We start from the raw sequence: 25,138 nt of genomic DNA, 5'->3' as shown, positions 1-25,138 counted from the left end.
AGTGATCTAGATTACCTTCACCGTTCTCGCAATTGTCCTTTATAAAAAACTCGTTCCGACACTGAAATATTTAATTTCCGGGTTATTCTCATTAACTTCTCCGCTTCTTGTTTAGTAACAATTGAAATGACGGTCCCGTTCGTTGTAGAACCAAGTCTGCCAGTTCGTCCTGAGCGGTGAATGTATTGTGCGTTATCCTTTGGAACATCAAGCTGGATAACATGGGTCACATCATTAATGTCAAGTCCTCTCGCTGCAACATCAGTAGCTAACAGTAAAGAGACTTCCCCGTTATTAATTGCTGAAATCGCCTTTTGTCTTTCCTGTTTTCTTACATCACTATGTAAGGTAGCTAACTTTACCCCTTTAAAGGTGAGTTTATCAGCCATTACTGCCATGTTTCCAATGTCACGCGCGAAGACTAACGCCCGAATCCCATTTATATTGGACAATTTTCTAACCATTTCCAGCTTATCCCTTTCCTCTGTAACAATGTAGTAATGATTAACGGAAGGTTTATTGGTATCGGTCTCAGTAATTCTTATTACTTCAGGATTGTTTGTATAATACTTCGCTATTTCCTCCATCTCCTGTGAAACAGTCGCGGAGAAAACAAGAAGTTGTCTTTCTTTGTCTGTTCGCTTGATGATCCCTTCCACCGTTCTTTCATGACCTGGAACGAGAAGTTGGTCAGCCTCATCGAGTACAACAGTTTTCACCTCATGTAGTTTTAACTTTTTTTGATTGATTAAATCCTCTAGTCGCCCTGGTGTTCCGACTACAACATGGGGATGTTTTTTCAACTTTTCAATTTGTCGTTTGATGTTTGCCCCGCCAATCAGTGCAGTACTACGAATCCCACTTGCTTCACCCCACACTTGAATTTGCTGGTGGATTTGCATGACTAATTCGTGGGAAGAAGCGATAATAATTGCTTGAATAGGAATCTTTTTTAAATCTATTGTTTGTAAAATTGGGAGAAGATATGCTAATGTTTTCCCTGTGCCTGTAGGTGCCTCAGCAATAACATCTTTGCCTTGTTGTATCAACGGGACAGCCTTTGTTTGAATCGCTGTAGCTGTTTCAAACCCCGCTTTGTCCCAGGCATCCTTCAGAAATTGCTTAGGCTCTTCGTGAAAAAGCTCCTGTAATAAACTCATTTTCTATGCTTCCTTTCTTTTGAATAAACTTTATATTCTAGTTTGTTCAATCAACGAGATGATATTTTCTGCTTTTATGATGAGGCAAAAGAACCTAAGTTGCAACTTTTACGTAATTTTATGAAAACAAATGGCGCAATCGTTTTCGCTTTTTCCTATGCGTTTAAAGGATTGATCCAACTACCAGGTAATCCTTCAACTTTTGTGACATTAACCATTTTCTGCGAGACATTATAAACGTAATAAGTTCCTGTTCGAACAGTAGATACACGATTAATGTTATGTTTCGCGTCAAAAGCGGTCATGAATCCAGCAGTAGGCTTAGTAACGTTGTATACAGTAGGTGATTGACTCGTGGTGTTACCAAAATCTACATACGCCCAATTTAGGTCTACATTCCCTTTAATTCCTCGTACCCGTCCAGTTGAGCTAAATTGCCAGATACTATATTGTTTTTGATAGGTAGGTTTATTATTCCACTGCGCAAGCCACTTATGATAGGGTTCTAGTCCCTTATCACTTAATTTTGACGTTAACCAATCTTTATTCGCATAAAGCATGACCTCAAAACCAGCTTGTTTTACTTTTGATAAAAATGTCTGACAAATAGCTACGAGTTGTTGATTGTCAGGCATGCCTTTTTTTGCTTTATACTGGTCAGCATCCTCCATATCGAGTGCAATTGGATAAGATGGTAATCTATTTTCTAATAATCGAATGACGTGATTTGCTTCGCTTATCGCCTCCTCTTGATTCAGGGCATAGCTATACAAGTAAGCTCCCCAAGGAATGTTTACCCGTTCACACTCCTGTACATTACGTTCAAACTGTTTATCGTCCTGCTTTTGTAAATCGCTTCCATAACCACATCGAATCATTGCAAATTGAATTCCATCTGCCTTTACCTTATCCCAATCAATTAACCCTTGATGTTCAGAAACATCTATTCCCTTTTTCGGCTCCATTAGCTTCCCACCTCATTAGTATTATTCAAAGCTATAATTGTATAATATGGGCTGTTTGGTGTTTATTGTTTAGGTTTAAGAGGCACAGTTTTTAAGATTTTTGTTAATCTGAACTTGAATCTGTCCTTCTAGGGGAGACGCTGAAACTGGACGTGGCTGTCGCTAGATGTTATCACGCTTGGAGATTTTATACTTTCTTACCTGGTGAAAAAGGATGCTTTTGGTAAGCCATTCATGACAAACCAAAAACATCCTCGGTTCTCTTTAAAATCTCCGATTGAACTCCTCTGAAGTAATTAATTTTGCTAGACGAAGGTTAGCTACTGCTAGCTGTGCGTACGTTACTTTATTTTGTGGTCTAAAGTTATTATCATCATTTTTTGTAAGCAATCCAAACGATTCGGTTAAAACAACATAACCTTTATATTTATCGCTCATTTGGTCGACGTCAGCAAAGTCATAGTTGAACATATCTGCGCGTTTAGCAACAGAATCTAGTCCAAGTGCACGCACATACCAGTAAGAAAGATTTTCTCTAGTAAGTGCACCATCCAAATCAAATGTTTCTTGTTCATCATCAATGATTCCAATCTCAACAGATCGCATAACGATATCGTAGAGCGGATGATCTTCACCAATATTAGTAAAAGGACTTTCCTCTTTCTCTTCGCCATAGTAATATTGATAGATTCGAGTTAGTGACTTGGACAAGATTTCTAACGCTTCTCCTTTAGTAACTGCAGCATTTCCATTAAAGGTTTCCGGATCGTCCACTGTAATGATGTTATTATCAATCATAAAATTCAGTTCTTCTTCTGCCCACGGATGTGTAACATGTTGTTTCTCCTGTTCTTGCCTGTAAGGATCACTGCTTTCCCACTCCCCTGATACCGCATTATAGAAGGTAGGATTATAATTATTTCTTAAATAACTGAGTTTATATTGTAAGCTATTTTCTTCTTTGGTGTCTAAGTTATTGTTTACGTAATAGAGCTTAACATCTAGTTTCTCATTAATGTCGTCAAGTGCTTCATCTTTACTTACTGCATCCTCAACCGCTGGCCAACTATCAATCTCTGTTCGTTGACTATTCAAAGTAAGTAGGCGACCATCTTCTTTAGATATACCTACACTAATGCTATCTCCATTTACAATTAAACCATTTTTCACACGTGGAAAAGTAAAACGATACATCGGTTCGTTTTCGGGATATACGATGTTATCTAATTCAAGTGGATATGCATATTCATCCATTGAGGTGTTTGCATATTCTTTTATGTTATCAACTGCAAGCTTTAATGCTTCATCCTCTGAAATGTTTGTTTCTACTTCTTCACTTGGATTATAATTGACGTCACCATAATAGCTTATTAATTCCCCGGTGTCTTGTTTAATCCGAATAGTTGAACCAAAACCACCATTTCCTGTACGATACATATAGCGAACCTCGTAATATTTCGTACCATCGGGATTCTCTCGTTCGATTACACCTTCAATCTGTAGGGTTGTTCCTTCTTCATCCGTTTCTAGTAATTTAGTGGCAAGTGCTTTCGCCTCATCTTTTGTAATAGCTTTCGTTTCCCTTTTTTCCTTAGCAAGCAATTGAATTTCAGATTTTTCTGGAAGGTCATTTACATAGTCACCGTTAATATTGTACTTCCCATCTTTTGCTGAGATCCCTATGATAGAAGGAATTTCTCGATAAGTCAAATATGCTGTACTTTCTTGGGTATTGTTATTTCGTTGGATGATATATTGTAATTCAATGTTCAAGTCTTGTTTCAATTGCTCTAGTATCGTATCCTTCGCCAAGACGTTCTCTGTAGATTCATAATCGGCATTGTCATTTTGTGGTTGACTATTATACTGTGTTACCTCACCATTACCAAGCACCGTCACACTTGCAGATCTTCCTTGAACAGGTATTCCATCTTTTAATTTATCAAAATTAAAACGATATTCAATTGGTTCTGTTAGTGGTTGGTTTGTATAATTATAGTAATAAGGATTTGATTCTTCACTCAACTGATAATCACCAGTTAAGCCAGTTTTGTCGAGAAAGCTTTCCGCGATTTTTGCTGCATCCTCTTCAGATACTTTCGGTGGGAATAATGCATCTGATCGATTTTGAACACTGTAATAAAAACTTGTTAATTCTAATTCAACTCCAACAAATTCAAAATTAGCATTGGTTGGATTACTCGATGACCTATCATAATAATAGACTCGTAATCTTTCAACATCTTCTTGATCAGGATAGTATGGGGCAAAATCTAGATTAAAATCCTCTTCCTTTGCTGATTCAAACCTTGATGGAAAAAGCTGTTTAATTTTCTCGACTAATTGTTCGATTGATACCTCTGAATCTATCGATATATCACTACTAGTTGTTGCACTTGCACCTCCAAATTCTACTTTAGATTCCGATGTGACTGATTCTTCAGCTTTTACAGTTGGTAGAATACCACCGAACATAATTGCTGAAGAAATTGTAAATGCACTTACCTTTTTCCAATTCATTGTATGTACATTTCTCCTCTCCTATTGGTTTTATTTTGAAGAATTCGTCCAAAGGTAGAATTCTTACAAACAATCTTTACAGAATAACAAATTATCATCGATAATATATAGACGTTTAAACGAACGAAAAGGTTCCACTTTTTTCCTGTTTTTCTTTTTTTTAGTTAAAAATTTTACTTGCGGCTGGTCCTAAGGCAAGTTTAAGCTAAAGACCTCGAGGGGGTAGGCGCCCGAAGCTAGACAGCTCTTGCATTTTTTCTTATCTTTTTAAAAAAAGTAACCGCCTAAAACTAGACGATTACTCATTATTGTTGATACCATATTTTTAATGCGTAGGGAAAAATACCATTTGCAAAACAAAAATAATTCCAAAGATATATAAAATTGGATGAACCTCTTTCCCTTTGCCACTAACTAGTTTCATCAAAGGATACGTGATAAAGCCAATAGCAATCCCTGTTGCGATGCTTGACGTTAGTGGCATCATTATAATGATTGCAAAAGCTGGGAAAGCCTCATCAAACGCCTTCCAATTTACTTTCGCTAATCCCTCCATCATAAAACAACCAACAATAATTAATACTGGTGCTGTTATAGCCGGTAAGGAAGAAATAGCAGACACAAACGGTGAAAAGAATAACGAAATAATAAATAAAAGAGCAACAACAAATGCTGTTAAGCCAGAGCGCCCACCTGCTGCCACTCCAGTTGAAGATTCAATGTAAGCTGTCGACGGGCTTGTTCCTAAAGCGGAACCCACTGTCGTAGCAACAGCATCTGCCATAAACGCTTGTTTTGCCCGCGGAAATTTACCATTTTTAATCATATTGGCTTGTTCAGCAACACCAATCATTGTTCCTGTTGTATCAAAAATCGTTACTAATAAGAACGCAAAAACAACGGTATAAAGCCCTTGAGAGAATACACCAGCTATATCCATATCAAACAAGACAGGTGAAGGTGGCTTGGCTACCACACCATCAAAACGAAGAATTCCAGAAAAATAACCAACGATTGCCGTTATGACCATTGCGATAAATAAAGCCCCTTGTACATTCCGAGCAATTAAGATAATGGCAAGAAATAATCCCACCAATGACAACACGGTTATTGGATCTTGTAAATTACCAAAGGCCACCATTGTATCTGGATTAGCTACGACAATTCCGGCATCCTTTAGTCCAATAAATGCAATGAATAATCCAATACCTGATGTTATACCAAACTTTAAGGCATCAGGAATAGCATGAATCAGCATTTCTCGAAATTTCGTAAATGATAAAAGTAAAAACAATATCCCCGCCAAAAAGACAGTCCCTAATACTACCTGATAACTAATCCCGTTGGTTGCGACAACACTTGCAAAGTAAGCATTCATTCCCATTCCTGGAGCTATCGCAATCGGGTACTTAGCATAAAGTGCCATAATCATTGTACCAATAACAGCTGAAGCAATTGTCGCAATAAACACTTGATCAAACGGTATTCCTGCACTAGACAGAATCGCAGGGTTCACAATGATAATATAGACCATAGTCATAAAAGTTGTAATGCCTGCAATAATCTCCGTTTTTACATTTGTTCCTAGTTCTCTTAAGTTAAATAGTTTATTCATAGCTCCTCCTTGAAATAACAAAAGCGAAAGCGCCTTGCCCATCCATTCGTGGTTACTAAGCCTATACGAAAAACTCATCAAATATAATACCCAGAAATCATTATAAGCGAACCTTTCAAATATGTAAATAATTATCGTTCGTGTTTAGCCTGATAATTTGTTAAATCCATGGATAGAGCAAGCTTTTTTCATCAATCCGAACAAAACAGAAATGCAGAAAACCTGAAATTGTGTTTGTGTTTAATAAATTTATCATAGGACAACGTTCGTAAATCTAAACTAACTAACGAATGAATATAGTAAGAAACAGTAACACGAAACATCCAAAAAGAACGGTTACTGTCTATAACTAAAATAAGGAGGTCAAACACATGCCTAGTGGAAATCACACGGTTGAATTAAATGTTCCAATTGAAACGATTTGGAGATTTGTTAGTGATATTAATGAGTGGGCACCGTTAGTTCCAGGCTATGTCAATCATCAAGTAACGAGTGAAACACAGTCGACATGGCAAATTAAAGGTGATCTCGGTAAATTACAGAAGAAGGTGAACATACAGATAAATATTACAGAGTGGCAAGCGCCGTCAAAAGTGACTTTTCAATTAAAGGGACTAGATGACAAATTTGATGGGAATGGATATTTTGAAGCAAAAAAATTGGAAGGTCACAAAACAAACGTTACCGGATACATTAATGTCACTTCACGCGGAATGTTAGGACCAATGATCAATCCCGTCTTAAAAAATATCATTGCTAAAAAAATAGCAGAACTAACCAACTCCATTGCCGATAACCTTTTACAAGTTCAAGCAGTATCAAAATAAAATTAAGCACTTATATTTATTTGTAGAATTAAGAAAAGCGAAGGGCACCCGGAGCTAGACAATTAAGAAAAGCGCAAGGCGCCTTGGTCAGACTCGACAGGCATAAGTCAATCCCTTTTGTGGCAAAGACCGCCACATCTGATTTTTGATTTTCTTATACTTTGTTATCTTTAAACGAAGGCTTCAGGACAAAGAAAGAAGCCTTCGTTTACGTTTTCATACGATTTGTCAAACGTATTTTTCCATAATAATGTATGACTCTCCCGCTTTTTTGAAATGAGAATGAGTCACCTCTAATCCAAATCGACGGTAAAAGTCTACCTTATTCAGCCGAGCGTTACACCAAATTTTTTTTGCCCCTTGTTTCTTTGCTTCTACAAGGACATAGTTTAACAATGTGCTTCCGTAGCCCTTCCCCTGCTCACTTTCAACGGTAGCAAATTTTCGAAATTGACAACTTTCATTAATGAAAAAAATGGAAACAACCGAAACTAACCTATCGTTATCTGTAAAAAGTCCAAAGTGGCTTCCATTTTCATCCTCAGCTAATTTGACGAAATCCAAATCCTTTTGTGGCCACATTACTTCCTGTCTGATCTGCCAGGCCTTTTCCTTGTCTATCTCAGCTATAAACATATTAAAAAATCCCCTAATCGTTATTCTCCTTATAAATATAAAGCGAAAATGCTTTGCAGGCAAAGCCTAAGACATCTCATTTCTAAGTCCCGCAAAAAGTGCGATACGGTACATTTGTTTTAGGAGGGAGTTTGGCAAAATCATTCTGATCAGCTGTATGAGCATAAGGCTTCGAAAGAATCTCAAGTAAGCGTTCCATCACACGATAATCATCTCTATCAACAGCAGCTTCAATTGCCTCCTCAACGAGATGGTTTCTAGGTATTACTGCTGGGTTACATTGCTTCATTAACTTGCGAACAGCTTCATCTGACTGTGGTTGTCTTTTTAATCTTTTTTGCCACTGATTGTTCCATTGCTTAAATTCAACTGTTTCGAACAGAACAAAATCATCCGGACCATGGAATGTTAACGCTCGAAATGTATTCGTGAAATCTGCTTTATTCTTTTGCATTATCTCAAGCAAATTTTCCACGAGCTGTTTATCTTCACTTTCCTCATTAAAAATACCTAGTTTTGCCCTCATACCCTGTAACCAGTAAGTTTCAAAAACATCCATATAACGTGAAATTTCTGCTTGTGCCAAATCAACTGCTAGATCATCGTCGTCATGTATTAAAGGCAATAAAGATTCGGCTAGACGGACAAGATTCCAGCCCCCAATTGGTGGCTGGTTTGCATATGCATACCTTCCATGAACATCAATCGAAGAAAAAACGGTCTTAGGATCATATTCATTCATGAACGCACATGGACCATAATCAATTGTCTCACCACTAATTGTCATGTTATCTGTGTTCATCACCCCATGAATAAAGCCAACTAGTTGCCATTGCGCAATCAGACTCGCTTGCTTTTCAATCACTTCTCTTAAGAAGGAAAGATACTTGTTCTCCGCAGTCACGACCTCAGGATAGTGACGGTTTATCGCATAATCCGCAAGTTCTTGTAATTCCTCAGTAGATGCCCATTGATAAGCATATTGGAAGGTACCAACTCGTAAGTGACTGGATGCAATCCTAGTTAAAACTGCTCCTGTTAATTCAGTTTCTCGGGAAATGGTCTCACCAGTCGTAACCACTGCAAGACTACGAGTAGTTGGAATACCAAGATAATACATCGCTTCACTTATTATATATTCACGTAACATTGGTCCAAGGGCCGCTCTACCATCACCTCCACGGGAATATGGTGTTCTGCCAGCACCTTTTAGCTGAACATCGAACCGCTTTTGATCAGGTGTTAGCTGTTCACCTAGTAAAACAGCTCGTCCATCTCCTAACATAGTAAAATGACCAAATTGATGCCCAGCATACGCTTGAGCTAACGGTTCAGAACCGTTTGGTATTTGATTGCCCCCGAATATTTGTGCACCAGTATTAGTTGACAACATCTTAGCATCTAAACCGAGCGATTCTACTAACGTATGATTGAAACATACGATTTTTGGTGATTCAACAGGTGTTGGGTTTTGTTTTTGATAAAATGTATTTGGCAATCGACTATAACTATTATCTATGTTCCATCCAGTTGTTCGTTCTTTCATCGAATCCCCTTTTCCTTTTTCTATATTTGTCATAGTATTTTCATCGCAAATTTTATTATCCAAAGGACTAGTCATTATTAAATGAAAAAATATCCCCTTTTCGGCAAAAAGAGGATAGTTGAACTTTTATGTGAGCTGTTTTATTTATTAATAGGATAATCAACAACAGCAACATGGTCAATGACCCCTTCGAGCGACTGAACAAACTCTTGATGTACTGGATGTGGTCCATATTGATCTAATGCATCTTTATTTTCAAACGTCACTCTTAATCCCATCGAATAGCCTCGTGCTCTTTCTTGTTCAGTTGTGGCATTTATTCCAGCAGTTATTTCAACAATTCCTGGAATAACTCCCTTAAAGGCATGCAGTTTATCTAATAACTCGTTTTGTTTGTCTGAGGTTATTTGATCGTTAAACTTAAAATAAACCATGTGTTCATACATCATTTTTATCATCCTTTCATTTCTGGTTGATTTCTAATATTCGACTAAAAAATATCAATTCCCTGCAACAATAGTAAATATGTTCTACAAAGCAAGAGCTTTCTATAGATTGCTTCAGCCTTTTCTTGATTTCCCCAAAGAAACAAGCACTCCTACCTTGTATGTTTTCTTATGGGATGAGAACAATAAAGCATAAACTCGTAAAAGGAAAGAAAATTAATGCATATCATTCTCGCAATTATTAGTATTATAGCTGTTTGGACTCGTAAAGATTACGTAAAGTGGGAAACATATTATCCAACAATGCTCTTTATTGCAACAGGAAATTTAACCTATAATTTCCTTTGTGCTTCTCACTGGTTATGGCGTTTATCACCAGATGTTACTTGGTTTAATCATTCCTTATTAGAGATTTCCTACACATTTATTGTCTTCCCAGGTACAGCACTTATGTTTTTAGCTCGTTATCCTAAAGGACAAGGCATGTGGCGAATTACAAGACACTACCTCTTTTGGATTGGATTGTATGTCGGTGTGGAAGCAATTTTAGCAGCAAGTGGTAGCATTCTTTATGATTATGGATGGTCTTTATGGTGGAGCGCCCTTTTTGACACGATTATGTTTCCAGTTTTAGTTCTTCATCATAAAAAGCCATTAGTCGCACTATTGCTTGGTTTCCTGGTAGCAATCTTACTGCTCTGGTATTTTGATATTCCTGTCAACATCCCGATTGAAAAAAGGTGAAATTGTCGTTTAGTATTACGTGAATTTTTCAGGAAACACTAAATTTGAGGAGGGATTTCATGGAACAACAATACCTAACTATTGAAGAATTCAATCAATTATTGCAAGAATGGAATGGTGAGACGATAAAAATATCAAAACAGGAATTAGATGATCAAGACAACACCATAATGAAATTACACTCGATTTCCTATGAGAATAACACAAGAAGAGTGGACGAATATGAACCTAGACATGCATTAATTTTAAATGGGGCAGGAACAGTTGAAACTGATCAACAAAGTAATCAACCGCTTCCTTCCGCTTATTACGAAATTCCTTTAGAAGATTCAACACTTTATAAGTATGATCATTCGCAGTTCTCACTGATCACCGACAGAGGTAAATATACCATTAAACGAGATATACAGTAATTTTTGTTTTTTGTTGACTTAAACATACTTAAGGTTGAAAAATCAAGAACAAACGCAGCAGTTTATCTCCGCGATAAACTGCTATTTTCCATTTAGTGGGTTAAAACAATTTCACCATGACTACCTCTGACTGATAAATGATTAGAGCAAGCAAATCCTGGAGCGGTGCTGGTCTTGTGTTAAGTCATAAATTCCGAATTTGTCACCAATCTAACCAAATGCTAAACTTTGTTGGCTTGTCCATTTCTTCCCTCCTTTAACTACCATTTAAAAAGTCAGACAACGAAACGGATTCACGTTCCATTTCGTTATCTGACAAAAGGGGTTACCTTATTTAACCCAAGCTAGACGATGTTCCATTTCAACCATATCTAAATCAGCTGCAGCAGCATTAGCTTCAACTTGTTCTGGACTTTTACATCCAGGAATAACAGTCGTTACGGCTGGATGTTGCAAACACCAGGCTAGAGCCCATTCAGCCATATTGACACCTTCTGGCAACTCCTGTTGTTTGATCTGTTCCACTTCTTTAAGTTGTGCGTCAATGTCTGCTTGCTCTCTGCGTTTTCGTACCTTATCGTCAAACTTTGCACCAGGCTTGTATTTTCCACTTAAAAATCCACTTGCAAGTGGGACTCTCGCTAACACACCAAGGTCTTGCTCGATACAAGAAGGAAATACCTCTTCTTCTGGCGCTTTATCAATCCGGTTATAAACGACCTGGATTGCTTTTGCGTTTACTTCCGTTGCCTTGGATGTTTGATAGATGTTTTTATTACTGCCAATGGAAATGCCAAGGTTCCGGATTTTACCATCTTGTACTTGTTTATCAAGCATTGTCCATAGATCGTCGTTATTAAAATCATCATCTGAACCAGAGTGGAACTGATATAAGTCAACGTAATCTGTTTTTAATGCAGTAAGAGACTCATCTAATTGTTTTCTTACGTCATCGACACTCCACGCATGGCTCCATGTATCGTGCCAGTGGTGACCAAATTTAGTCGCAAGAATCCAGTCGTCCCGATTGTCACGCGAAAGAAAATCACCAATAAAAGATTCAGACAAATGATCTGGTCCATAGCACTCGGCGGTATCAATTAAATTAATGCCTAACTCCTTGGCACGATTTAATATGGCATCAACTTCAGATTGATTAAAATCCTTCCCCCAATCACCACCAAATTGCCATGTTCCAACACCAACAACAGAAACTTTTAAGTCTGTTTTACCTAAACGTCTATATTTCATATCGTTAACACCCTTTCTTTCGTTTTTTTACTTACTAACAATTCATGTGTGGGGAAGTCGGCATCAATTGCATAAATTCGATTCGATTACCGTCAGGGTCTTTCGCCCAACACTGATAATTGTCGTCTTTCCCTTTTTTAGGCTCATCATCTAATGCAACCCCGTTTGCTTTTAAATGGTTGGCAATTTCGTTTATATCTTCCACTTCCAAACATAGGTGGTCAAATCCAATCGCATTTTTAACTGATTCTACTTTACTTTTACCACCGTAAAATAATTCAATAAACTGTCCCGGTGCCACTTTAACATACTCAATCCATGGGTTATTATTATCGTCAAGAATGTCAAAAGCACGTGTGAAACCAAGTACCTCACAATAAAAGTGCAGTGACTTTTCCATGTCTTCTACCTTTAGTGCAACATGTCCAATTCCTTTAATCATCAAAACTCCTCCTCGTAACTACGCTCAATTATGCTAAAATGGACTCAATTTGATCAAGGACGTCCGTGCTTAGTTTAATGCATACAGCCTTCACGTTTTCTTCCACTTGACTTGGACGACTTGCACCAATTAGTGCACTAGATACATTCGGTTGTCGTAGAATCCACGCTAATGCCAAGGTTGGTAAAGTTATATCCAGTTCTTTTGCCACAACCCCAAGCTGATTAACTTTACGTAAAACGTCTTCATTTAACATCCCTGAAATAAAATTATTTATTGAGTCATTGGCAGCACGACTATCTTCCGGAACTTTGCTTCCTTTATATTTCCCAGTTAATACACCTTGTGCTAGCGGCGAAAACACTACTTGTCCAATTCCATATTTTTCACTAACCGGGATTACCTCTTTTTCGATATATCGATGGAACATGTTATATTGCGGTTGGTTCACAACGATATGATCGAGAAGGTATTTATCTGCTACACCAATCGCTTCTTCGATTTGAGCTGCAGTCCACTCACTTACACCAGCATATAATATCTTTCCCTGACGAATCAGGTCATCGATTGCACGTAGTGTTTCATCTACTGGTGTTTCAGGATCATAGCGATGACAGTAAAACACATCGACATAGTCTAAATTCATTCGCTTTAAACTATTATGTAGTTGTTCTGTCACATGTTTACGTGACAATCCCCGATCATTGGGTCCATCGCCCATTGGCCAAAATGCTTTTGTCGTGATAACATAGGATTCTCGTGGATACTCCTTTAACGCAGTCGACATTACTCGTTCACCTTCTCCACGTTCATATACATTTGCCGAATCAAAAAAATTAATTCCTAATTCATACGCTTTATGGATGGTTTTTGTTGCTGTGTTATCTTCCACTGATTTTCCATATGTTAACCAACTACCTAAACTAATTTCACTTACCTTCAATCCAGACTTTCCCAAACGTCTATATTTCATTCCAATCGTTCCCTTCTAGATAGGATATATGATAACGCTATCTTTATTGTAAAGGAGCTTGTAGGTAATGAAAAGAAGTGAATTTTATTAAAGATAATTACAAACAGTATATCTACTATAAAATTTATAGTAAGATATAAACATAGACTGCAATGGGGTGAAGAACATATGAAAAATATACAAGGAAAAGAACTAGACCAACCAATAGTGATTGACTGTTCAATTGAAAAGGCATTAAATATCATCGGTTCTAAATGGTCCTTTCTCATTTTAAGAGAATTATTTACTGGGACAAAAAGATTTAGTGAATTACAGCGTGCCATTAATGGCGTTAGTCCAAAAGCACTTACCGATGCACTACGTCATATGGAAGAAAATGAGATTTTAGTTCGAACCGTTTATCCAACTGTTCCTGTTAAAGTGGAATATTCATTAACAGAAAAGGGTCAAGACCTACATAAGATTATTAAAGAAATGAAGTACTGGGGAGCAAAGTGGGGGTAAAGGATAACTGTGTAAGCAGTTGAATGACATCAACACTCCCAATCAAAAAGTAAAATGTCATTCAACTGTGAGATTTAACAAAACATTTGTGGACCGTCAAACTTCAATAATTATCGGTAAAATCATCGGCTTTTTCTTCGTCTCATTAAAGACAAATTGACCAACTGCCTTCTTAATCTGTCGTTTCACGTCTCCCCAATTAAGTTTGTTTGACTTTTCAAATTCTTTCATCGTCCTAGAAATTACTTGGTCGATTTTTTCTAACAGCTCTTCAGATTCACGCATGTAAACGAAACCACGTGAAATTGTATCTGGGGTTCCGATTAACTTTTTCTTTGTCTTACTCATGGTTAAAATAGTTACGAGCATTCCATCTTCAGACAACTGTTTACGATCTCGCAAAACAACATCACCTACATCACCAATCCCAATACCATCTACATAAGTATTTCCGGCATGAACTTTGCGCGTTTGTCTTGCGTCACCACGGTTAATATCTACCACTTCACCGTTATTTAAAATGAATGTATGACCTTCTTTTACCCCTACTGATTCCGCTAATATTCGATGCTGGTGGAGCATCCTTAGCTCACCATGAATTGGGATAAAATATTGTGGTTTCATTAATGTGAGCAACAGTTTTAAATCTTCCTGATACCCATGTCCTGAGACGTGCATCGCTGTTGATTTACCAGAGCTATAGATAACATTAGCACCTAAGGAATACAAATTGTCGACGATTCTGGTTACGTTAATTTCATTTCCTGGGATTGGACCAGCAGCAAGGATAACTGTATCCCCTGGTAACACATCAACCCCACGATAGTTTCCTGTTGACAGTCTTGCCAATGCTGCCATTGGTTCCCCTTGACTACCAGTACAAAGTATTGTAACTTTCTCTGGGTCAGCGTTATTGATTTCCTCTTGGTCTATGAGCATACCATCCGGTATTGTTAAATATCCTCGCTTAATAGCAACATCAACGACATTTATCATACTTCTACCAATCAAAGCAAGTTTTCTGTTAGCTTTAATTGAGGCATCAACTACTTGTTGGATCCGATTTACGTTTGAGGCAAAAGTTGATAAAAATATTTTTCGCTCTGCTTTCATTATCGCTTCCAAAACGTGTTCTCCAACTATTTGTTCCGAAGGCGTTGCACCTGGCCTTTCAGCGTTTGTGCTTTCTGACAGGAGGACTAATACACCCCCTTCACCAATAGCAGCCATCTTATGAATTTCGGCTGCTTCATCATTTGCCGGCGTTAAATCGAATTTAAAGTCTCCTGTATGGACGATATTTCCTTCAGGTGTTCGAATCACAATGCCTAAGCAATCAGGAATACTATGTGTTACTTTAAAAAAGCTTACCTTTATTTGTCCAAAAGAAAGGTTTGTCATTGAATTAATCTCGTGTAATTCTGCTTCCCTTAAAATTTTATGCTCTTGCAATTTAAGTTCTATTAATCCAAGTGTAAAACGTGTTGCATAGACTGGGACGTTTATTTGCTTTAACAAATAAGGAATCCCACCAATATGGTCTTCATGGCCGTGTGTAACTAATAAAGCTCTCACTCTTTCTTTATTTTCAAGTAAATATGTAATATCTGGTACAATTAAATCAATCCCTAATAATGTTTCATCCGGGAACTTGTTTCCGCAATCAATTAGGAAAATATCGTTACCATACTCAATGGCATACATGTTTTTACCGATTTCGTGTAATCCACCGAGCGCAAAGATTGACAATTGTGTACTATTCACTTTTTAAAACCTCCCTTAGATATCATTATTTATACATTCTAAGGGTAGTATGTACCATTAATTATCTTTTATGAGAACGAATGGTAGGCACACTTCACCTAGTTTAGTGGATAATTAATCGCATAGTTAGGAATAATATTTATGACACGTTTTGGAGGTGGAGTTTATGGATAAACATTTACATCACAACGTTCAAAATACAAGTAGACACGATAAAAAAACAAAAGCATTCGAGGAAATATCAGAAGAAATAAGAGAAAATCCTGAACTAAAAAAGATGCGCCCATCTATCCAACCGAAGGATATCGAGGAGATTGACTACTAAAGTAATCACAAGAAAATGATGGTTGAATACAATGGCTACTAACAGCATTAAGAAAAGCTAAATATCTTTGGATGTTAAACTTTCTTAGTCTTTTTAAAAAAGGGGAATTTCAGATGCCAGAAACCATCATCTTTAATGCAATCAATGTTAACGTTCAAGAAACAAATACGGGTGTCTTTATTGGGGATAATTCTGCTTCAAATTGGGAGTCGCATAACAAGAACTTGTTTTCCATTGGACTACTTTTTGGCGTTTTAAATACATTCCCAGCAAATCTCAATGTTATTACAGACAACGACTTCATCGATACACCAATTTATAACTATGATATACAGGCTCCTACTACCCAGATATAGGAAATTTAACAAGAAGAATCTAAAGATGGTATGAGGAAAGTAATAACGAATCTTATTTAACCTTTCATCCCACCATAAAAGCGCCACTCCCTGAATATCACAGGGAGTGGCGCTTTTTAAAACCCGAAAAAGTCACTGGCATGTGTCTTCTTTTTCTTTAAAACATACGTTAATACCCCATCATCATAGTTTGAAGAATAAGTGGTTTCTTCAACTGGTTTTGGTAAATGAATTTTTCTTTCATAAACTTCTCTTGGCAGCTCACTCTTGATCAAGGTCAATGCTTCACCAGTTTTTCTCGGGGTAACCTTTGCCTTAAGCAAAACTTCTCGATCATTTTTGAACACAAGCTTCGAATTTCTTAAGTCCTTTAATCCTGGTGTGACAATGTTTAAGTACAAGAAGTTTTCATTCTCTAATATTTCAATCGGAAAATGTGGCTGTCTGTCTTTGTTCCCTTGATATTGATTCATTGTCTCAAAAAAATCTGAATCGAAAAAAGATTGGTATTGTTTCATCATTTTTTTCACATCATCCATATACTCAGGGGAAAAATGATCACTTGTCATTTTTTGAAATGGGAAATTATTAAAGTGTTTTAATAATTCAAACGGATTCATCATCGACCATCCTTTCCTTTTTGGTATCTTATTCGAGCAAGGATAGGATAGTGTATGACTTCTTAATTATGAGCAGGAGGGATTAATGTGTTATTTGGGCTCAAATTACTTCTTTCTTGTTATTTTTTTACTTTTTTTGCTTTACGTTTACACATCTTTAGATTCACACTTTTACTAACTTCGGGAGCGTCTACCCAATCATCATCAAAAAGATAGAAAAAACTGTTATCAAATGAATTATAACTACCTGTAATGTTACCAATGCTCTGCACCGCTTTTCCACTCCCTCCTCCGGATACTTTATTATTACCAATGAACACTCCTGCCTTACCATCCATATCACCGGTTTGAATTCTATCAAATTTAATATAGTCAACCACACCTTCTCCTCCTTCCTTAATATAGTTATAGTCTATGTATAACGTATTAATCGTTGTGGACAGGATTCATGATTTGTCTACTTTTCCACACATGTCTGAACAAAAGCGCAAGGCATGCCTTCGAAACAACAACAAAAGGCTTCGAGATTCCTGCTCGATAGCCAATCGGTATGTGATGCTATTTGTAATTTATTTTCTTAATTGGAGTGTCTATCATGTCATCATCTTTAAATATATTAATGTTTCTCTTTGTATGATTATGAGAGCCTTTCACTGTCCCAAATCCACTTTTGTTATTACTTGCAGAACTCCAATTTCCTTGTCGATTTGTTCCGATGAAAATTCCTGAGTTTGTATCAATCGCAAATACTTTGATACTATCAAAAGCCACAAATGGGCTACTGTTGTTTTTATTAATAAAAACCGCCCCTTTTGTTGATAGATTTAGTCAAAATTGGTGTATCAATAAAGTCATTATCTTTAATGATATTGACGTTATCCGCATACTTATTCTCCACCCCAGTAATCGTACCAAGAGAACTTAGATTCTTATTGTTTGCGTCCCAATATCCATTTTTATTTTTACCAATGAATACTGCAGAATTTGATTCCGTAATGGTTATATCAATTGAATTAAACAAAATCGTTTTTCTCAAAGTGCCCTTCCCCCTCACTCTTCCTCTTCATCTTCATCTTCCTTGTCAACATGTATCTTGAATTCTTCGTCGGCATCACTTTCTCCAAATGGAATGGACTCTTCCCAATCGATTGATTTCTCAACGGTTGCGTCCGTTAGTTCGTCTTCCTTGTCTTCTTCATCCTCATCTTCCTCTTCATCAGATTCCGATTCTATTTCCACATCGCCTTGCTTTTCCAAAATCATTTCCTTTAACCATTCAGCTAATTCACTATCCTCTTCTTCAAATAAATCTTTAAGCGCCTCTTCAATTAGGACAGACTTCGAGCCAGATATTTTGCTTTGGTCCCCACTGACTGTACCAAATCCTTGAGTGTGTTTGGAGTGATTTTCAAAATTGGTTGGGGTGTTATTACCAAAGTTTATCGCAGAAGCTCCTTCGACGGAACCAATCCTTAACGTCTCAATATAAAATTTCGGGGAAAATGAACGTGAATCAGTCAAACCTATCCCTCTTTTCTAAAGTATTGATTGGTTTCCTTTGAACGATTTATCTTGATAGAAACATTTTGACAACCGTTTATTTCATTTTTTTCTCCACCAACAGAACCGAATCCTTCTGATGTTTTTTTATGATGTGTCCATTTTACTTGCAGGTTATCACCAGAAAAAATACCGGATGAATTCGTAATTTCTTTTACATTCAAATCTTTAAAACGAATCTTCGTCATTTAAAAATTCCGCCCTTCTGTTTAATCAAATTGAATCGGAACCGAGGGATCATCGGGACTTGGATCGTCTGAATCTGATAAAACTGGTACAACAATCAATAATAAGCCACGACTATATTTAGCCTTAATTTCTTCAATAAGATGGTTTCTTTTCAACCGAATTTTTCGCTTAAATGGCCCGTAAAACCGTTCACTTTGAATAATCGAATCCTCTGAGACAATATATGGTCTAGAAATAGTACCTTCAACAATTAATGTTAATCCTTTAAGGCGAATGGTTATATCATTTTCATCGATAACGCCAGGTATTTCTAAGATAATGTTTAATCCATTATTAACTTGAACCATATCCATTCTAGGACCCACATTTGGCATGACATCTGACATTACGTCCCAAAAATCGTCTCCAAGAACCTTTCTCGCCTCGTTCCACTTATTGTAATCTTGTTGTCCTTGCATACCGAGTCCTCCAATTTAAACTACTTTCTACATATCTATGAATGAAAAAGCATAAAATTAACTTTTTCTAAATATTTTCTCTTGTAGACATCTGTGAAAAACATAAACCAGGGCCTATCCACATAACATGTACAAACAGTGGCAATTCTTAAAGGGGTAATCATGATGACAAAAGACAATCAAGATCATCCTAAAAATGTAGCAGATATCGAATCACTAAAGAACCATGCGGATGACAAACTTATTTATATAAATATCGAACATTTAGAAATCCAAACAGCAAATGTTGAGGAATTGATATATAAGTTAGAAAAACTGGATATAAAAGAACTAAGCGGAGCCCTTAATATCGGTAACAATCTAGGGACCACAGTAAATAAACAACCTAAACAGAAGACAACAGATAATAATGACGAGCGCAAAAAAAAGAATGTTCATACTAAAGAAAGGCATCCCACCACCCGTACAAAAAAGGAAAATCATAAGGGAAAAGGAAATAACATACATCCTGCAAATGAACGGGATTGGAATTATAAAATGGAGACAAATGATAAGGGAATAAAAATCAGTTTCCTATAGAAGCTGGTAGAAGATGAGATGTTTTAACCCCTCCAATGAGGGGTTTTGTTTTTAGTGCTTTTCTTAGTTGTTGTTAACGTCTGTAGTATTAACATTAGTTTCGTCGTATGCAATTAAAATCACACCAAGTTCATCTTCTAGCTGCGATATTCTTTCTAACTCTTTATCACTTAAGTTGGCATATTTTTCAGAATTCAATCGATTACCTCCTTTTGTAGAAAAGAGCAGGGCGCCTTGCCCTCTTAAGTTAAACAATTTGTGCTTTTCTTATCCTTTTTTGTGTTGAATTTGTTATCACGTTACAAGGGGAAAAATCGTTAGAATTTTTGCAAACCACAGTGTAACATTAGGTATATGCCTAGCATACAGTAAAATTAACTGATTGAAAGAAAGGTGTGATTTGTGTTTGCGTTTTAAAAGTCGTCCTAAAGCTTAAGCCTACATGTAAGGTCGAACTTAAGAAAGAATTTGTTACTTAGCAAGGTAAACATTCTTTCGTCCAATTTCACTATTCCTACGGGTGTTGCCACTTGGCACCACCCTTTTTTATTACGAGTTTCCAAAAGTGAACTATTCCTTGCTATTTTGCAAAGGAGACAAATTAGTTTTTTAATTCATTTTCCGTAAAAAAATTGGAAACACTAGCTAGAGAACGAAAGGAGTAGATAAACTCTGAATTTTGATTTATCAACAATCAGTGATCAAATGCCTGATTTTGAAAACCACCAACAAGCTAAAAACTGGTTTAAAGAAGAATTTAAAGACCGTTTTCATTTTATAAATAGTGATGTCATCAAGGACACATTTTCAAGCTATTCTACTGTTGAAATAAATGACGATGGAGATATTAGCTTAACTATTTAATTCATTTGTTCATGGATAGCCACCTTACTAAATAAACATGAGAGTATCCTACTGGAAGTTAGATTAAATGTCCAAGGGCAAAATGAGTGTCTAATATGTTACAATATTCTTAATACATCTAGGGAAATACTTGCCTCCATTTCTTATTATTGGTTAAAGGGGATGTTTTTATGGCTAGATCTAGTATGCACGTGATATTACGTATCGAAATTGATAAAAAACAGATAACTTTTGGAGAAATTGCCACTTCGATTAGTAGTACCGGTGGTGATTTAGTAGCAATAGACGTTATCAAAGAAGGACAATCCACGACTGTACGCGATATTACAATTAGGGTAGCAAATGAATCGGAACAAGAAAGAATTGTAGCTGCTATTAATGATTTAAATGGTGTTGCGGTTAGGCACGTTTCAGACCGAACATTTCTTGTTCATTTAGGTGGGAAAATAGAAGTGAAGTCAAAGCTTGATATTAATAACCGGGAGCAATTATCACAGGTGTACACCCCAGAGGTTGCTCGTGTTAGTCAAGCCATTGACAAAAACCCTCTTCTTGCTTATAACCTAACGATAAAAAATAATGCAGTCGCTGTTATCTCTGATGGAACTGCAGTCCTAGGTTTAGGTAAAATTAAACCGGAAGCAGCAATGCCCGTAATGGAAGGTAAAGCAATGCTTTTCAAACGGTTTGCCAACATTAATGCCTATCCACTTTGTCTTGACACAACAGACACTGAAGAAATAATCCGTATCATTAAAGCACTCGCGCCAACGTTCGGTGGAATTAATTTAGAAGACATTGCCTCACCGCAATGTTTCGAAATTGAGGAAAGATTAAAAAAAGAACTAGACATTCCGGTATTTCATGATGACCAGCATGGCACAGCAATTGTAGTCCTTGCAGGTATTTTTAACGCACTGAAAATAGCAAAGAAAAATATTGTTGATTGTAAAATTGTTGTTTGTGGTATTGGTGCTGCTGGAACGGCAATTACAAAGATGTTGCTTAATGCCGGTGCCCAAAATATTATTGGTGTCGATCGGAACGGGGCTATAAATAAAACAACAAACTATACGAATCAGACGTGGAGCTGGGTAGCTGAGCATACCAACCCTAATAACGAACAAGGTCCATTATCTACCGTGATAGAAGATGCTGACATTTTTATCGGTGTTTCGGCAGCAGGGATATTAAAAGTGGACGATGTTAAGAAAATGGCGAAAGACCCAATTGTTTTTGCCCTTGCTAACCCAAACCCAGAAATATCACCTGAAGATGCCAGTCCTTATGTTAGAGTGATGGCAACCGGTCGGTCAGATTACCCTAACCAAGTGAACAATGTTCTTTGTTTCCCAGGAATATTCCGTGGTGTGTTAGATTGCCGAGCTTCTGCAATTAATGAAGAAATGAAACTTGCGGCTGCGGTTGCGATTGCTTCAACTATAAGTGAAGATGAATTGAACGAAGAATACATTATCCCTGGTGTATTTAATACCCAGGTGGTTGAAAAGATTAGAGAAGCTGTTATTAAATCAGCTCAAGAGACTGGCGTTGCTAAAAAGATATAAAAATTTGCTTAAACTTAAACCTTACGTTTTTAATATATAGACAAAAAGCCTGGAAAAACCCAGGCTTTTTGTCTCAAATTTTATTCATCGTCGTTGTCTTCATCTTCATCTTCATCTTTCTTGTGTTCCTCGTCTTCCTTGTCATCTTCGTTAAATTTGTCTTGCTCCTCTTCCCCATCTTTTTCATACTTACTGTTTTCTTTCCTTGCATTTTTAGCTTCTTCTCGTTTCTTTTTTGCTTCCTCACGTTTTTCTTTCGCTTTTTCTTTGGCTTCTTCTCGTTTTTCTTTTGCTTCCTCTTGTTTTTCTTTTGCTATTTCCTTAGCTGTGTCACTAACTGTTTTAGTAACTTCTGCTTTAATTTCAGCAGTGTCTTTTTCTTCCTCCTGGTCTGCTTCATCCAAATCGTTTTCTACTTCAGCTTGTAGGTTTTCTATTTGTTCATCTGCTTCGTCTTCAGAAATCTCTCCGTTTGCTATTTCTTCTTCGATTTCTTTCATTTTTTCATCGATTTTTATTTCCAGTGCTGCTAGCTTTTCCATTTTCTTGTCTAGTTTTGCGAAAGACTTTTGAATGTTTTTAGCAATAGCTGCTCGCGCCTTAGGATTGTCGATTTTTTCTAAGACAAGCAGTAGCGAGTCGATATTGTTTGCGAATCTATTATCTAGCTCATCTACTTCCTCTACTTCTGCTTGGTCATCACTGTCTTCTGCTTCATCACTGATTTCCACATCTTCTGAAGTAGTCACTTCCTGGTCCGGCATTTCAACTCTTAAAGCGGTATCCTGGGCTTGTTCATCCCCTTCGTTACTTGAGGATGTTTCATTTGCTTCTTCTTGTCTTTGAATAGCCTCTTTTAGTAATTCTTGCGCCTTGTCTGTTTCCCCTTCAGCGATTAATGCATTCGCTTCAGCAATACGTTCAGCAGCAAAATCAGCATAAAGTTTGGCTTTAGCATAATCATTGAAAGTAAACGCACTGCGAATATTCTCTAACATTATTTTGGCAAAATAGAAGAAGTCACCTGGTAATAAGCTTGGTTCTTCCAAATCTAATTCAGCTGTTAAATCAGCCAATTGTTCGTCAACTTGTCCCTGATTGGTTTCTGTTATTACCTCGGACGTGTTATTTTCACCATCTTCTTCTGCTAATACTGTTCCAAAATTAGTAGTTAAGATAAAAGCTGATGCCACCAGTCCACTGGTAATAAAGTGTCTTACTTTTTTGTTTTCCATTTTTTATTGCCTCCTCGTTTTCTTTGTTACAAATTTCGAGACAAGAATATAGTTTATGTCTTTTTTTTCAAAAAAATTTTCTTTTTTGTTTGTGAAGGAGTAAATAGGCAAAAATATAGAATAAAAGTTTTTAATGAGAGGTTATTTTATGCAGGCTCACTCACAACTTCGCTTTTTCGGAATAATTGGTTTATTTGGGGCAGGTTTATTTATTTTGTCATCGCTATTCCATCCAACCACCTTTAATCCATGGAATAGTCTCGGTACCTATCAAAAAGTTTCTGAACATCATTTTTGGATTACCGACCACATATTAATACTTGTTGGATTAACTTGTTGGCTACTAGCACTAATTGTTGGCAACCATTTCTTAACGAGACATCATTCGTTTAGCCAAATAGGAGCATGTATAATGGTTATTGCTCTATCGATTTGGGTAATTGTCCTCATCTTGGAGATAGGTATTGTTCCCACGTTAACCAAAGCTATTAGCCATCCGCTTGAGAAGCTAATGGCTGATTGGTTCATTGTTTTCGGCTTCTCACTCTTTGCTGGTTATATCGCATTTATTTTTATATGGTTAGGTGTACTTACTTACAGTATAGCGATAGATTCTAAAGGTTTGCCACTTTGGTTTAAATACTTTGGTATAACAAGTGGGATAACGGGAGTGATTGGCATCATTATTGGTTTATTAATGATTGATTTCGTTCCATTCATTCTTGCCTTCACTTCCGGCCCACCGTTTATTTGGACAATTTTGTTTATATGGTTTATGGTAAAAAAGAATGAAGGATAAGAAAGAAGTGGATGTATGGAGTTAACATTTGAAGCCAAATGGGATAAAACCTTATCAGTTAAGGACCGGGAGCATATTAAGCAAGTTTTTTTGGAATCAGTAGAAACTTTGGACAAACAGGTTACTTTTACACCTTTATGGCAGGCAATTAATCATGAAAATAATTTGCTTGTGACAGTATTAGTACACAATCCTACTAATGTACCGTTATCTTTTAGAGATAAACGACTTTGTTACACCGAACAAGAAGAAATCATCGCTGAACATTCGTTTACCATACCAACCTTAACGCTCCAACCAGGAACGAGTATGCCGTGGACGTTTATTTTCCCTAAACAATGCTTACCATCTAATTACTCCTTGACCAAAAACTCAGCACTAAAAGCTCGATGGATGTTAATCCAAGCATAGAAAATTTCAACTCACCTTCAAAAAGCAAAATGCCTATACTGTTATCAACATCAAGCATTGATTTTATAATTTCCTAGACAAGTACTAAAACGCATGGATAATATCCATGCGTTTTGTCATCACATCCTTAGCACCAACCAACAATGATACCTTAGCCTAGATCATTAATAACCCCAACCTTGTCCCATTGGATAATTATTACCGACAATAACCAATAGAACAAACAGGACTACTAAAAGGATAAAACCATTGTGTCCCCCTTGTGGGAATCCTCCTGCAAAACTCATTATTATTCCTCCCTTCAACCATTTGTTATATGATATGTTTTACAAAAGTAGTTGGTAAGTCCTTCATCATAAAATAGGCGA

At 36.8% G+C, this 25,138-nt stretch carries 31 protein-coding genes; 10 read left to right on the top strand and 21 right to left on the bottom strand.

Features of this window, described 5'->3' with window-relative positions:
* Positions 1 to 17: 17 nt before the first annotated feature.
* The 4 genes from NC799_RS10945 to NC799_RS10930 all read right to left on the bottom strand — a co-directional run bounded on the left by NC799_RS10945 (position 18) and on the right by NC799_RS10930 (position 6,260).
* Positions 18 to 1,160, bottom strand: a complete 1,143-nt coding sequence (locus tag NC799_RS10945) for a DEAD/DEAH box helicase (RefSeq protein WP_272446475.1) — start codon at positions 1,158 to 1,160, stop codon at positions 18 to 20.
* Positions 1,161 to 1,315: 155 nt separating this feature from the next.
* Positions 1,316 to 2,125, bottom strand: coding sequence for a glycoside hydrolase family 25 protein (locus NC799_RS10940; protein ID WP_272446474.1), 810 nt, complete (start codon positions 2,123 to 2,125; stop codon positions 1,316 to 1,318).
* Positions 2,126 to 2,389: 264 nt separating this feature from the next.
* The gene (locus NC799_RS10935; protein WP_272446473.1) at positions 2,390 to 4,645 is read right to left on the bottom strand and encodes an S-layer homology domain-containing protein; all 2,256 of its coding nucleotides are present in this window, start codon (positions 4,643 to 4,645) and stop codon (positions 2,390 to 2,392) included.
* Between the two features lie 325 nt (positions 4,646 to 4,970).
* Entirely contained in the window at positions 4,971 to 6,260 is a 1,290-nt protein-coding gene (locus NC799_RS10930; protein WP_272446472.1) for an NCS2 family permease, read from the bottom strand.
* A 371-nt stretch (positions 6,261 to 6,631) separates the two neighbouring features.
* Here NC799_RS10930 and NC799_RS10925 point away from each other — a divergent pair, with 371 nt between their 5' ends.
* A complete protein-coding gene (locus NC799_RS10925) occupies positions 6,632 to 7,087 on the top strand; it encodes a CoxG family protein (protein WP_272446471.1) in 456 nt (151 codons plus the stop codon).
* A 228-nt stretch (positions 7,088 to 7,315) separates the two neighbouring features.
* Here NC799_RS10925 and NC799_RS10920 read toward each other — a convergent pair whose 3' ends face one another.
* From NC799_RS10920 to NC799_RS10910, 3 genes are all read right to left on the bottom strand, one after another.
* Positions 7,316 to 7,723, bottom strand: coding sequence for a GNAT family N-acetyltransferase (locus NC799_RS10920; RefSeq protein ID WP_272446470.1), 408 nt, complete (start codon positions 7,721 to 7,723; stop codon positions 7,316 to 7,318).
* 82 nt (positions 7,724 to 7,805) lie between these two features.
* Positions 7,806 to 9,302: a protein adenylyltransferase SelO gene (locus tag NC799_RS10915; protein WP_272446469.1), complete on the bottom strand. Its 1,497-nt coding sequence runs from the start codon at positions 9,300 to 9,302 to the stop codon at positions 7,806 to 7,808.
* A 107-nt stretch (positions 9,303 to 9,409) separates the two neighbouring features.
* Positions 9,410 to 9,718 carry a Dabb family protein gene (locus NC799_RS10910; RefSeq protein ID WP_272446468.1) on the bottom strand — a complete coding sequence of 103 codons (309 nt, stop codon included), beginning with the start codon at positions 9,716 to 9,718 and terminating at the stop codon, positions 9,410 to 9,412.
* A gap of 216 nt (positions 9,719 to 9,934) precedes the next feature.
* On the opposite strand from NC799_RS10910, the gene NC799_RS10905 reads away from it, so the two are divergent.
* Complete coding sequence (locus tag NC799_RS10905; protein WP_272446467.1) at positions 9,935 to 10,459, top strand: CBO0543 family protein; 525 nt, start codon at positions 9,935 to 9,937, stop codon at positions 10,457 to 10,459.
* Positions 10,460 to 10,518: 59 nt separating this feature from the next.
* Complete coding sequence (locus NC799_RS10900) at positions 10,519 to 10,872, top strand: hypothetical protein (protein ID WP_272446466.1); 354 nt, start codon at positions 10,519 to 10,521, stop codon at positions 10,870 to 10,872.
* Between the two features lie 330 nt (positions 10,873 to 11,202).
* On the opposite strand, the gene NC799_RS10895 is transcribed toward NC799_RS10900, so the two are convergent.
* From NC799_RS10895 to NC799_RS10885, 3 genes are read right to left on the bottom strand one after another with little or no spacing between them, the layout of a single operon-like run.
* Positions 11,203 to 12,123 carry an aldo/keto reductase gene (locus tag NC799_RS10895; protein ID WP_272446465.1) on the bottom strand — a complete coding sequence of 307 codons (921 nt, stop codon included), beginning with the start codon at positions 12,121 to 12,123 and terminating at the stop codon, positions 11,203 to 11,205.
* Positions 12,124 to 12,157: 34 nt separating this feature from the next.
* Complete coding sequence (locus NC799_RS10890) at positions 12,158 to 12,565, bottom strand: VOC family protein (protein ID WP_272446464.1); 408 nt, start codon at positions 12,563 to 12,565, stop codon at positions 12,158 to 12,160.
* Between the two features lie 28 nt (positions 12,566 to 12,593).
* The gene (locus NC799_RS10885; protein ID WP_272446463.1) at positions 12,594 to 13,538 is read right to left on the bottom strand and encodes an aldo/keto reductase family protein; all 945 of its coding nucleotides are present in this window, start codon (positions 13,536 to 13,538) and stop codon (positions 12,594 to 12,596) included.
* Positions 13,539 to 13,706: 168 nt separating this feature from the next.
* Between NC799_RS10885 and NC799_RS10880 the strand changes: the two genes are divergently transcribed.
* A complete protein-coding gene (locus NC799_RS10880) occupies positions 13,707 to 14,042 on the top strand; it encodes a winged helix-turn-helix transcriptional regulator (RefSeq protein ID WP_272446462.1) in 336 nt (111 codons plus the stop codon).
* A gap of 96 nt (positions 14,043 to 14,138) precedes the next feature.
* On the opposite strand, the gene NC799_RS10875 is transcribed toward NC799_RS10880, so the two are convergent.
* Complete coding sequence (locus NC799_RS10875; protein WP_417006677.1) at positions 14,139 to 15,746, bottom strand: ribonuclease J; 1,608 nt, start codon at positions 15,744 to 15,746, stop codon at positions 14,139 to 14,141.
* 226 nt (positions 15,747 to 15,972) lie between these two features.
* On the opposite strand from NC799_RS10875, the gene NC799_RS10870 reads away from it, so the two are divergent.
* Complete coding sequence (locus NC799_RS10870; protein ID WP_272446460.1) at positions 15,973 to 16,131, top strand: hypothetical protein; 159 nt, start codon at positions 15,973 to 15,975, stop codon at positions 16,129 to 16,131.
* 113 nt (positions 16,132 to 16,244) lie between these two features.
* Positions 16,245 to 16,487 carry a hypothetical protein gene (locus NC799_RS10865; protein WP_272446459.1) on the top strand — a complete coding sequence of 81 codons (243 nt, stop codon included), beginning with the start codon at positions 16,245 to 16,247 and terminating at the stop codon, positions 16,485 to 16,487.
* 116 nt (positions 16,488 to 16,603) lie between these two features.
* Here NC799_RS10865 and NC799_RS10860 read toward each other — a convergent pair whose 3' ends face one another.
* From NC799_RS10860 to NC799_RS10830, 7 genes are all read right to left on the bottom strand, one after another.
* The gene (locus NC799_RS10860) at positions 16,604 to 17,107 is read right to left on the bottom strand and encodes an Hsp20 family protein (protein ID WP_272446458.1); all 504 of its coding nucleotides are present in this window, start codon (positions 17,105 to 17,107) and stop codon (positions 16,604 to 16,606) included.
* Positions 17,108 to 17,226: 119 nt separating this feature from the next.
* Positions 17,227 to 17,487: a hypothetical protein gene (locus NC799_RS10855; protein ID WP_272446457.1), complete on the bottom strand. Its 261-nt coding sequence runs from the start codon at positions 17,485 to 17,487 to the stop codon at positions 17,227 to 17,229.
* 178 nt (positions 17,488 to 17,665) lie between these two features.
* Positions 17,666 to 17,878: a hypothetical protein gene (locus NC799_RS10850; RefSeq protein WP_272446456.1), complete on the bottom strand. Its 213-nt coding sequence runs from the start codon at positions 17,876 to 17,878 to the stop codon at positions 17,666 to 17,668.
* A gap of 22 nt (positions 17,879 to 17,900) precedes the next feature.
* Positions 17,901 to 18,143, bottom strand: a complete 243-nt coding sequence (locus NC799_RS10845) for a hypothetical protein (RefSeq protein ID WP_272446455.1) — start codon at positions 18,141 to 18,143, stop codon at positions 17,901 to 17,903.
* A 14-nt stretch (positions 18,144 to 18,157) separates the two neighbouring features.
* A complete protein-coding gene (locus NC799_RS10840) occupies positions 18,158 to 18,628 on the bottom strand; it encodes a hypothetical protein (protein WP_272446454.1) in 471 nt (156 codons plus the stop codon).
* A gap of 2 nt (positions 18,629 to 18,630) precedes the next feature.
* Positions 18,631 to 18,855: a hypothetical protein gene (locus NC799_RS10835; RefSeq protein ID WP_272446453.1), complete on the bottom strand. Its 225-nt coding sequence runs from the start codon at positions 18,853 to 18,855 to the stop codon at positions 18,631 to 18,633.
* A gap of 21 nt (positions 18,856 to 18,876) precedes the next feature.
* On the bottom strand, positions 18,877 to 19,314 hold the full coding sequence (locus tag NC799_RS10830) for an Hsp20/alpha crystallin family protein (RefSeq protein ID WP_272446452.1): 438 nt from the start codon (positions 19,312 to 19,314) through the stop codon (positions 18,877 to 18,879).
* 165 nt (positions 19,315 to 19,479) lie between these two features.
* Here NC799_RS10830 and NC799_RS10825 point away from each other — a divergent pair, with 165 nt between their 5' ends.
* Complete coding sequence (locus tag NC799_RS10825) at positions 19,480 to 19,893, top strand: hypothetical protein (RefSeq protein WP_272446451.1); 414 nt, start codon at positions 19,480 to 19,482, stop codon at positions 19,891 to 19,893.
* Positions 19,894 to 19,956: 63 nt separating this feature from the next.
* Here NC799_RS10825 and NC799_RS10820 read toward each other — a convergent pair whose 3' ends face one another.
* Positions 19,957 to 20,091 carry a hypothetical protein gene (locus tag NC799_RS10820; RefSeq protein WP_272446450.1) on the bottom strand — a complete coding sequence of 45 codons (135 nt, stop codon included), beginning with the start codon at positions 20,089 to 20,091 and terminating at the stop codon, positions 19,957 to 19,959.
* An 836-nt stretch (positions 20,092 to 20,927) separates the two neighbouring features.
* On the opposite strand from NC799_RS10820, the gene NC799_RS10815 reads away from it, so the two are divergent.
* A complete protein-coding gene (locus NC799_RS10815; protein WP_272446449.1) occupies positions 20,928 to 22,325 on the top strand; it encodes an NAD-dependent malic enzyme in 1,398 nt (465 codons plus the stop codon).
* A gap of 80 nt (positions 22,326 to 22,405) precedes the next feature.
* Here the strand turns inward: NC799_RS10815 and NC799_RS10810 are convergent, their stop codons facing one another.
* A complete protein-coding gene (locus tag NC799_RS10810; RefSeq protein ID WP_272446448.1) occupies positions 22,406 to 23,560 on the bottom strand; it encodes a DUF5667 domain-containing protein in 1,155 nt (384 codons plus the stop codon).
* A 148-nt stretch (positions 23,561 to 23,708) separates the two neighbouring features.
* Between NC799_RS10810 and NC799_RS10805 the strand changes: the two genes are divergently transcribed.
* On the top strand, positions 23,709 to 24,359 hold the full coding sequence (locus NC799_RS10805; RefSeq protein ID WP_272446447.1) for a hypothetical protein: 651 nt from the start codon (positions 23,709 to 23,711) through the stop codon (positions 24,357 to 24,359).
* Between the two features lie 15 nt (positions 24,360 to 24,374).
* The gene (locus tag NC799_RS10800) at positions 24,375 to 24,770 is read left to right on the top strand and encodes an SLAP domain-containing protein (protein ID WP_272446446.1); all 396 of its coding nucleotides are present in this window, start codon (positions 24,375 to 24,377) and stop codon (positions 24,768 to 24,770) included.
* A gap of 164 nt (positions 24,771 to 24,934) precedes the next feature.
* Here the strand turns inward: NC799_RS10800 and NC799_RS10795 are convergent, their stop codons facing one another.
* Positions 24,935 to 25,057 carry a YjcZ family sporulation protein gene (locus NC799_RS10795; protein WP_272446445.1) on the bottom strand — a complete coding sequence of 41 codons (123 nt, stop codon included), beginning with the start codon at positions 25,055 to 25,057 and terminating at the stop codon, positions 24,935 to 24,937.
* Between the last annotated feature and the right edge of the window lie 81 nt (positions 25,058 to 25,138).

It is taken from the genome of Aquibacillus salsiterrae (genome assembly GCF_028416595.1).
Lineage (GTDB): Bacteria > Bacillota > Bacilli > Bacillales > Amphibacillaceae > Aquibacillus_A > Aquibacillus_A salsiterrae.
Note: the sequence above shows the minus strand (reverse complement) of the source record. Positions and strands in the feature narration are given on the sequence as shown.

Coding starts and splice junctions, on each gene's coding strand:
- NC799_RS10865 (WP_272446459.1), top strand. CDS start 16,245: ATGCCAGAAACCATCATCTTTAATGCAATCAATGTTAACGTTCAAGAA.
- NC799_RS10895 (WP_272446465.1), bottom strand. CDS start 12,123: ATGAAATATAGACGTTTAGGTAAAACAGACTTAAAAGTTTCTGTTGTT.
- NC799_RS10905 (WP_272446467.1), top strand. CDS start 9,935: ATGCATATCATTCTCGCAATTATTAGTATTATAGCTGTTTGGACTCGT.
- NC799_RS10945 (WP_272446475.1), bottom strand. CDS start 1,160: ATGAGTTTATTACAGGAGCTTTTTCACGAAGAGCCTAAGCAATTTCTG.
- NC799_RS10900 (WP_272446466.1), top strand. CDS start 10,519: ATGGAACAACAATACCTAACTATTGAAGAATTCAATCAATTATTGCAA.
- NC799_RS10810 (WP_272446448.1), bottom strand. CDS start 23,560: ATGGAAAACAAAAAAGTAAGACACTTTATTACCAGTGGACTGGTGGCA.
- NC799_RS10875 (WP_417006677.1), bottom strand. CDS start 15,746: ATGTATGCCATTGAGTATGGTAACGATATTTTCCTAATTGATTGCGGA.
- NC799_RS10910 (WP_272446468.1), bottom strand. CDS start 9,718: ATGATGTATGAACACATGGTTTATTTTAAGTTTAACGATCAAATAACC.
- NC799_RS10890 (WP_272446464.1), bottom strand. CDS start 12,565: ATGATTAAAGGAATTGGACATGTTGCACTAAAGGTAGAAGACATGGAA.
- NC799_RS10835 (WP_272446453.1), bottom strand. CDS start 18,855: ATGACGAAGATTCGTTTTAAAGATTTGAATGTAAAAGAAATTACGAAT.
- NC799_RS10870 (WP_272446460.1), top strand. CDS start 15,973: ATGGATAAACATTTACATCACAACGTTCAAAATACAAGTAGACACGAT.
- NC799_RS10815 (WP_272446449.1), top strand. CDS start 20,928: ATGGCTAGATCTAGTATGCACGTGATATTACGTATCGAAATTGATAAA.
- NC799_RS10795 (WP_272446445.1), bottom strand. CDS start 25,057: ATGAGTTTTGCAGGAGGATTCCCACAAGGGGGACACAATGGTTTTATC.
- NC799_RS10920 (WP_272446470.1), bottom strand. CDS start 7,723: ATGTTTATAGCTGAGATAGACAAGGAAAAGGCCTGGCAGATCAGACAG.
- NC799_RS10940 (WP_272446474.1), bottom strand. CDS start 2,125: ATGGAGCCGAAAAAGGGAATAGATGTTTCTGAACATCAAGGGTTAATT.
- NC799_RS10825 (WP_272446451.1), top strand. CDS start 19,480: ATGACAAAAGACAATCAAGATCATCCTAAAAATGTAGCAGATATCGAA.
- NC799_RS10915 (WP_272446469.1), bottom strand. CDS start 9,302: ATGACAAATATAGAAAAAGGAAAAGGGGATTCGATGAAAGAACGAACA.
- NC799_RS10860 (WP_272446458.1), bottom strand. CDS start 17,107: ATGAATCCGTTTGAATTATTAAAACACTTTAATAATTTCCCATTTCAA.
- NC799_RS10935 (WP_272446473.1), bottom strand. CDS start 4,645: ATGAATTGGAAAAAGGTAAGTGCATTTACAATTTCTTCAGCAATTATG.
- NC799_RS10800 (WP_272446446.1), top strand. CDS start 24,375: ATGGAGTTAACATTTGAAGCCAAATGGGATAAAACCTTATCAGTTAAG.
- NC799_RS10925 (WP_272446471.1), top strand. CDS start 6,632: ATGCCTAGTGGAAATCACACGGTTGAATTAAATGTTCCAATTGAAACG.
- NC799_RS10830 (WP_272446452.1), bottom strand. CDS start 19,314: ATGCAAGGACAACAAGATTACAATAAGTGGAACGAGGCGAGAAAGGTT.
- NC799_RS10930 (WP_272446472.1), bottom strand. CDS start 6,260: ATGAATAAACTATTTAACTTAAGAGAACTAGGAACAAATGTAAAAACG.
- NC799_RS10885 (WP_272446463.1), bottom strand. CDS start 13,538: ATGAAATATAGACGTTTGGGAAAGTCTGGATTGAAGGTAAGTGAAATT.
- NC799_RS10880 (WP_272446462.1), top strand. CDS start 13,707: ATGAAAAATATACAAGGAAAAGAACTAGACCAACCAATAGTGATTGAC.
- NC799_RS10805 (WP_272446447.1), top strand. CDS start 23,709: ATGCAGGCTCACTCACAACTTCGCTTTTTCGGAATAATTGGTTTATTT.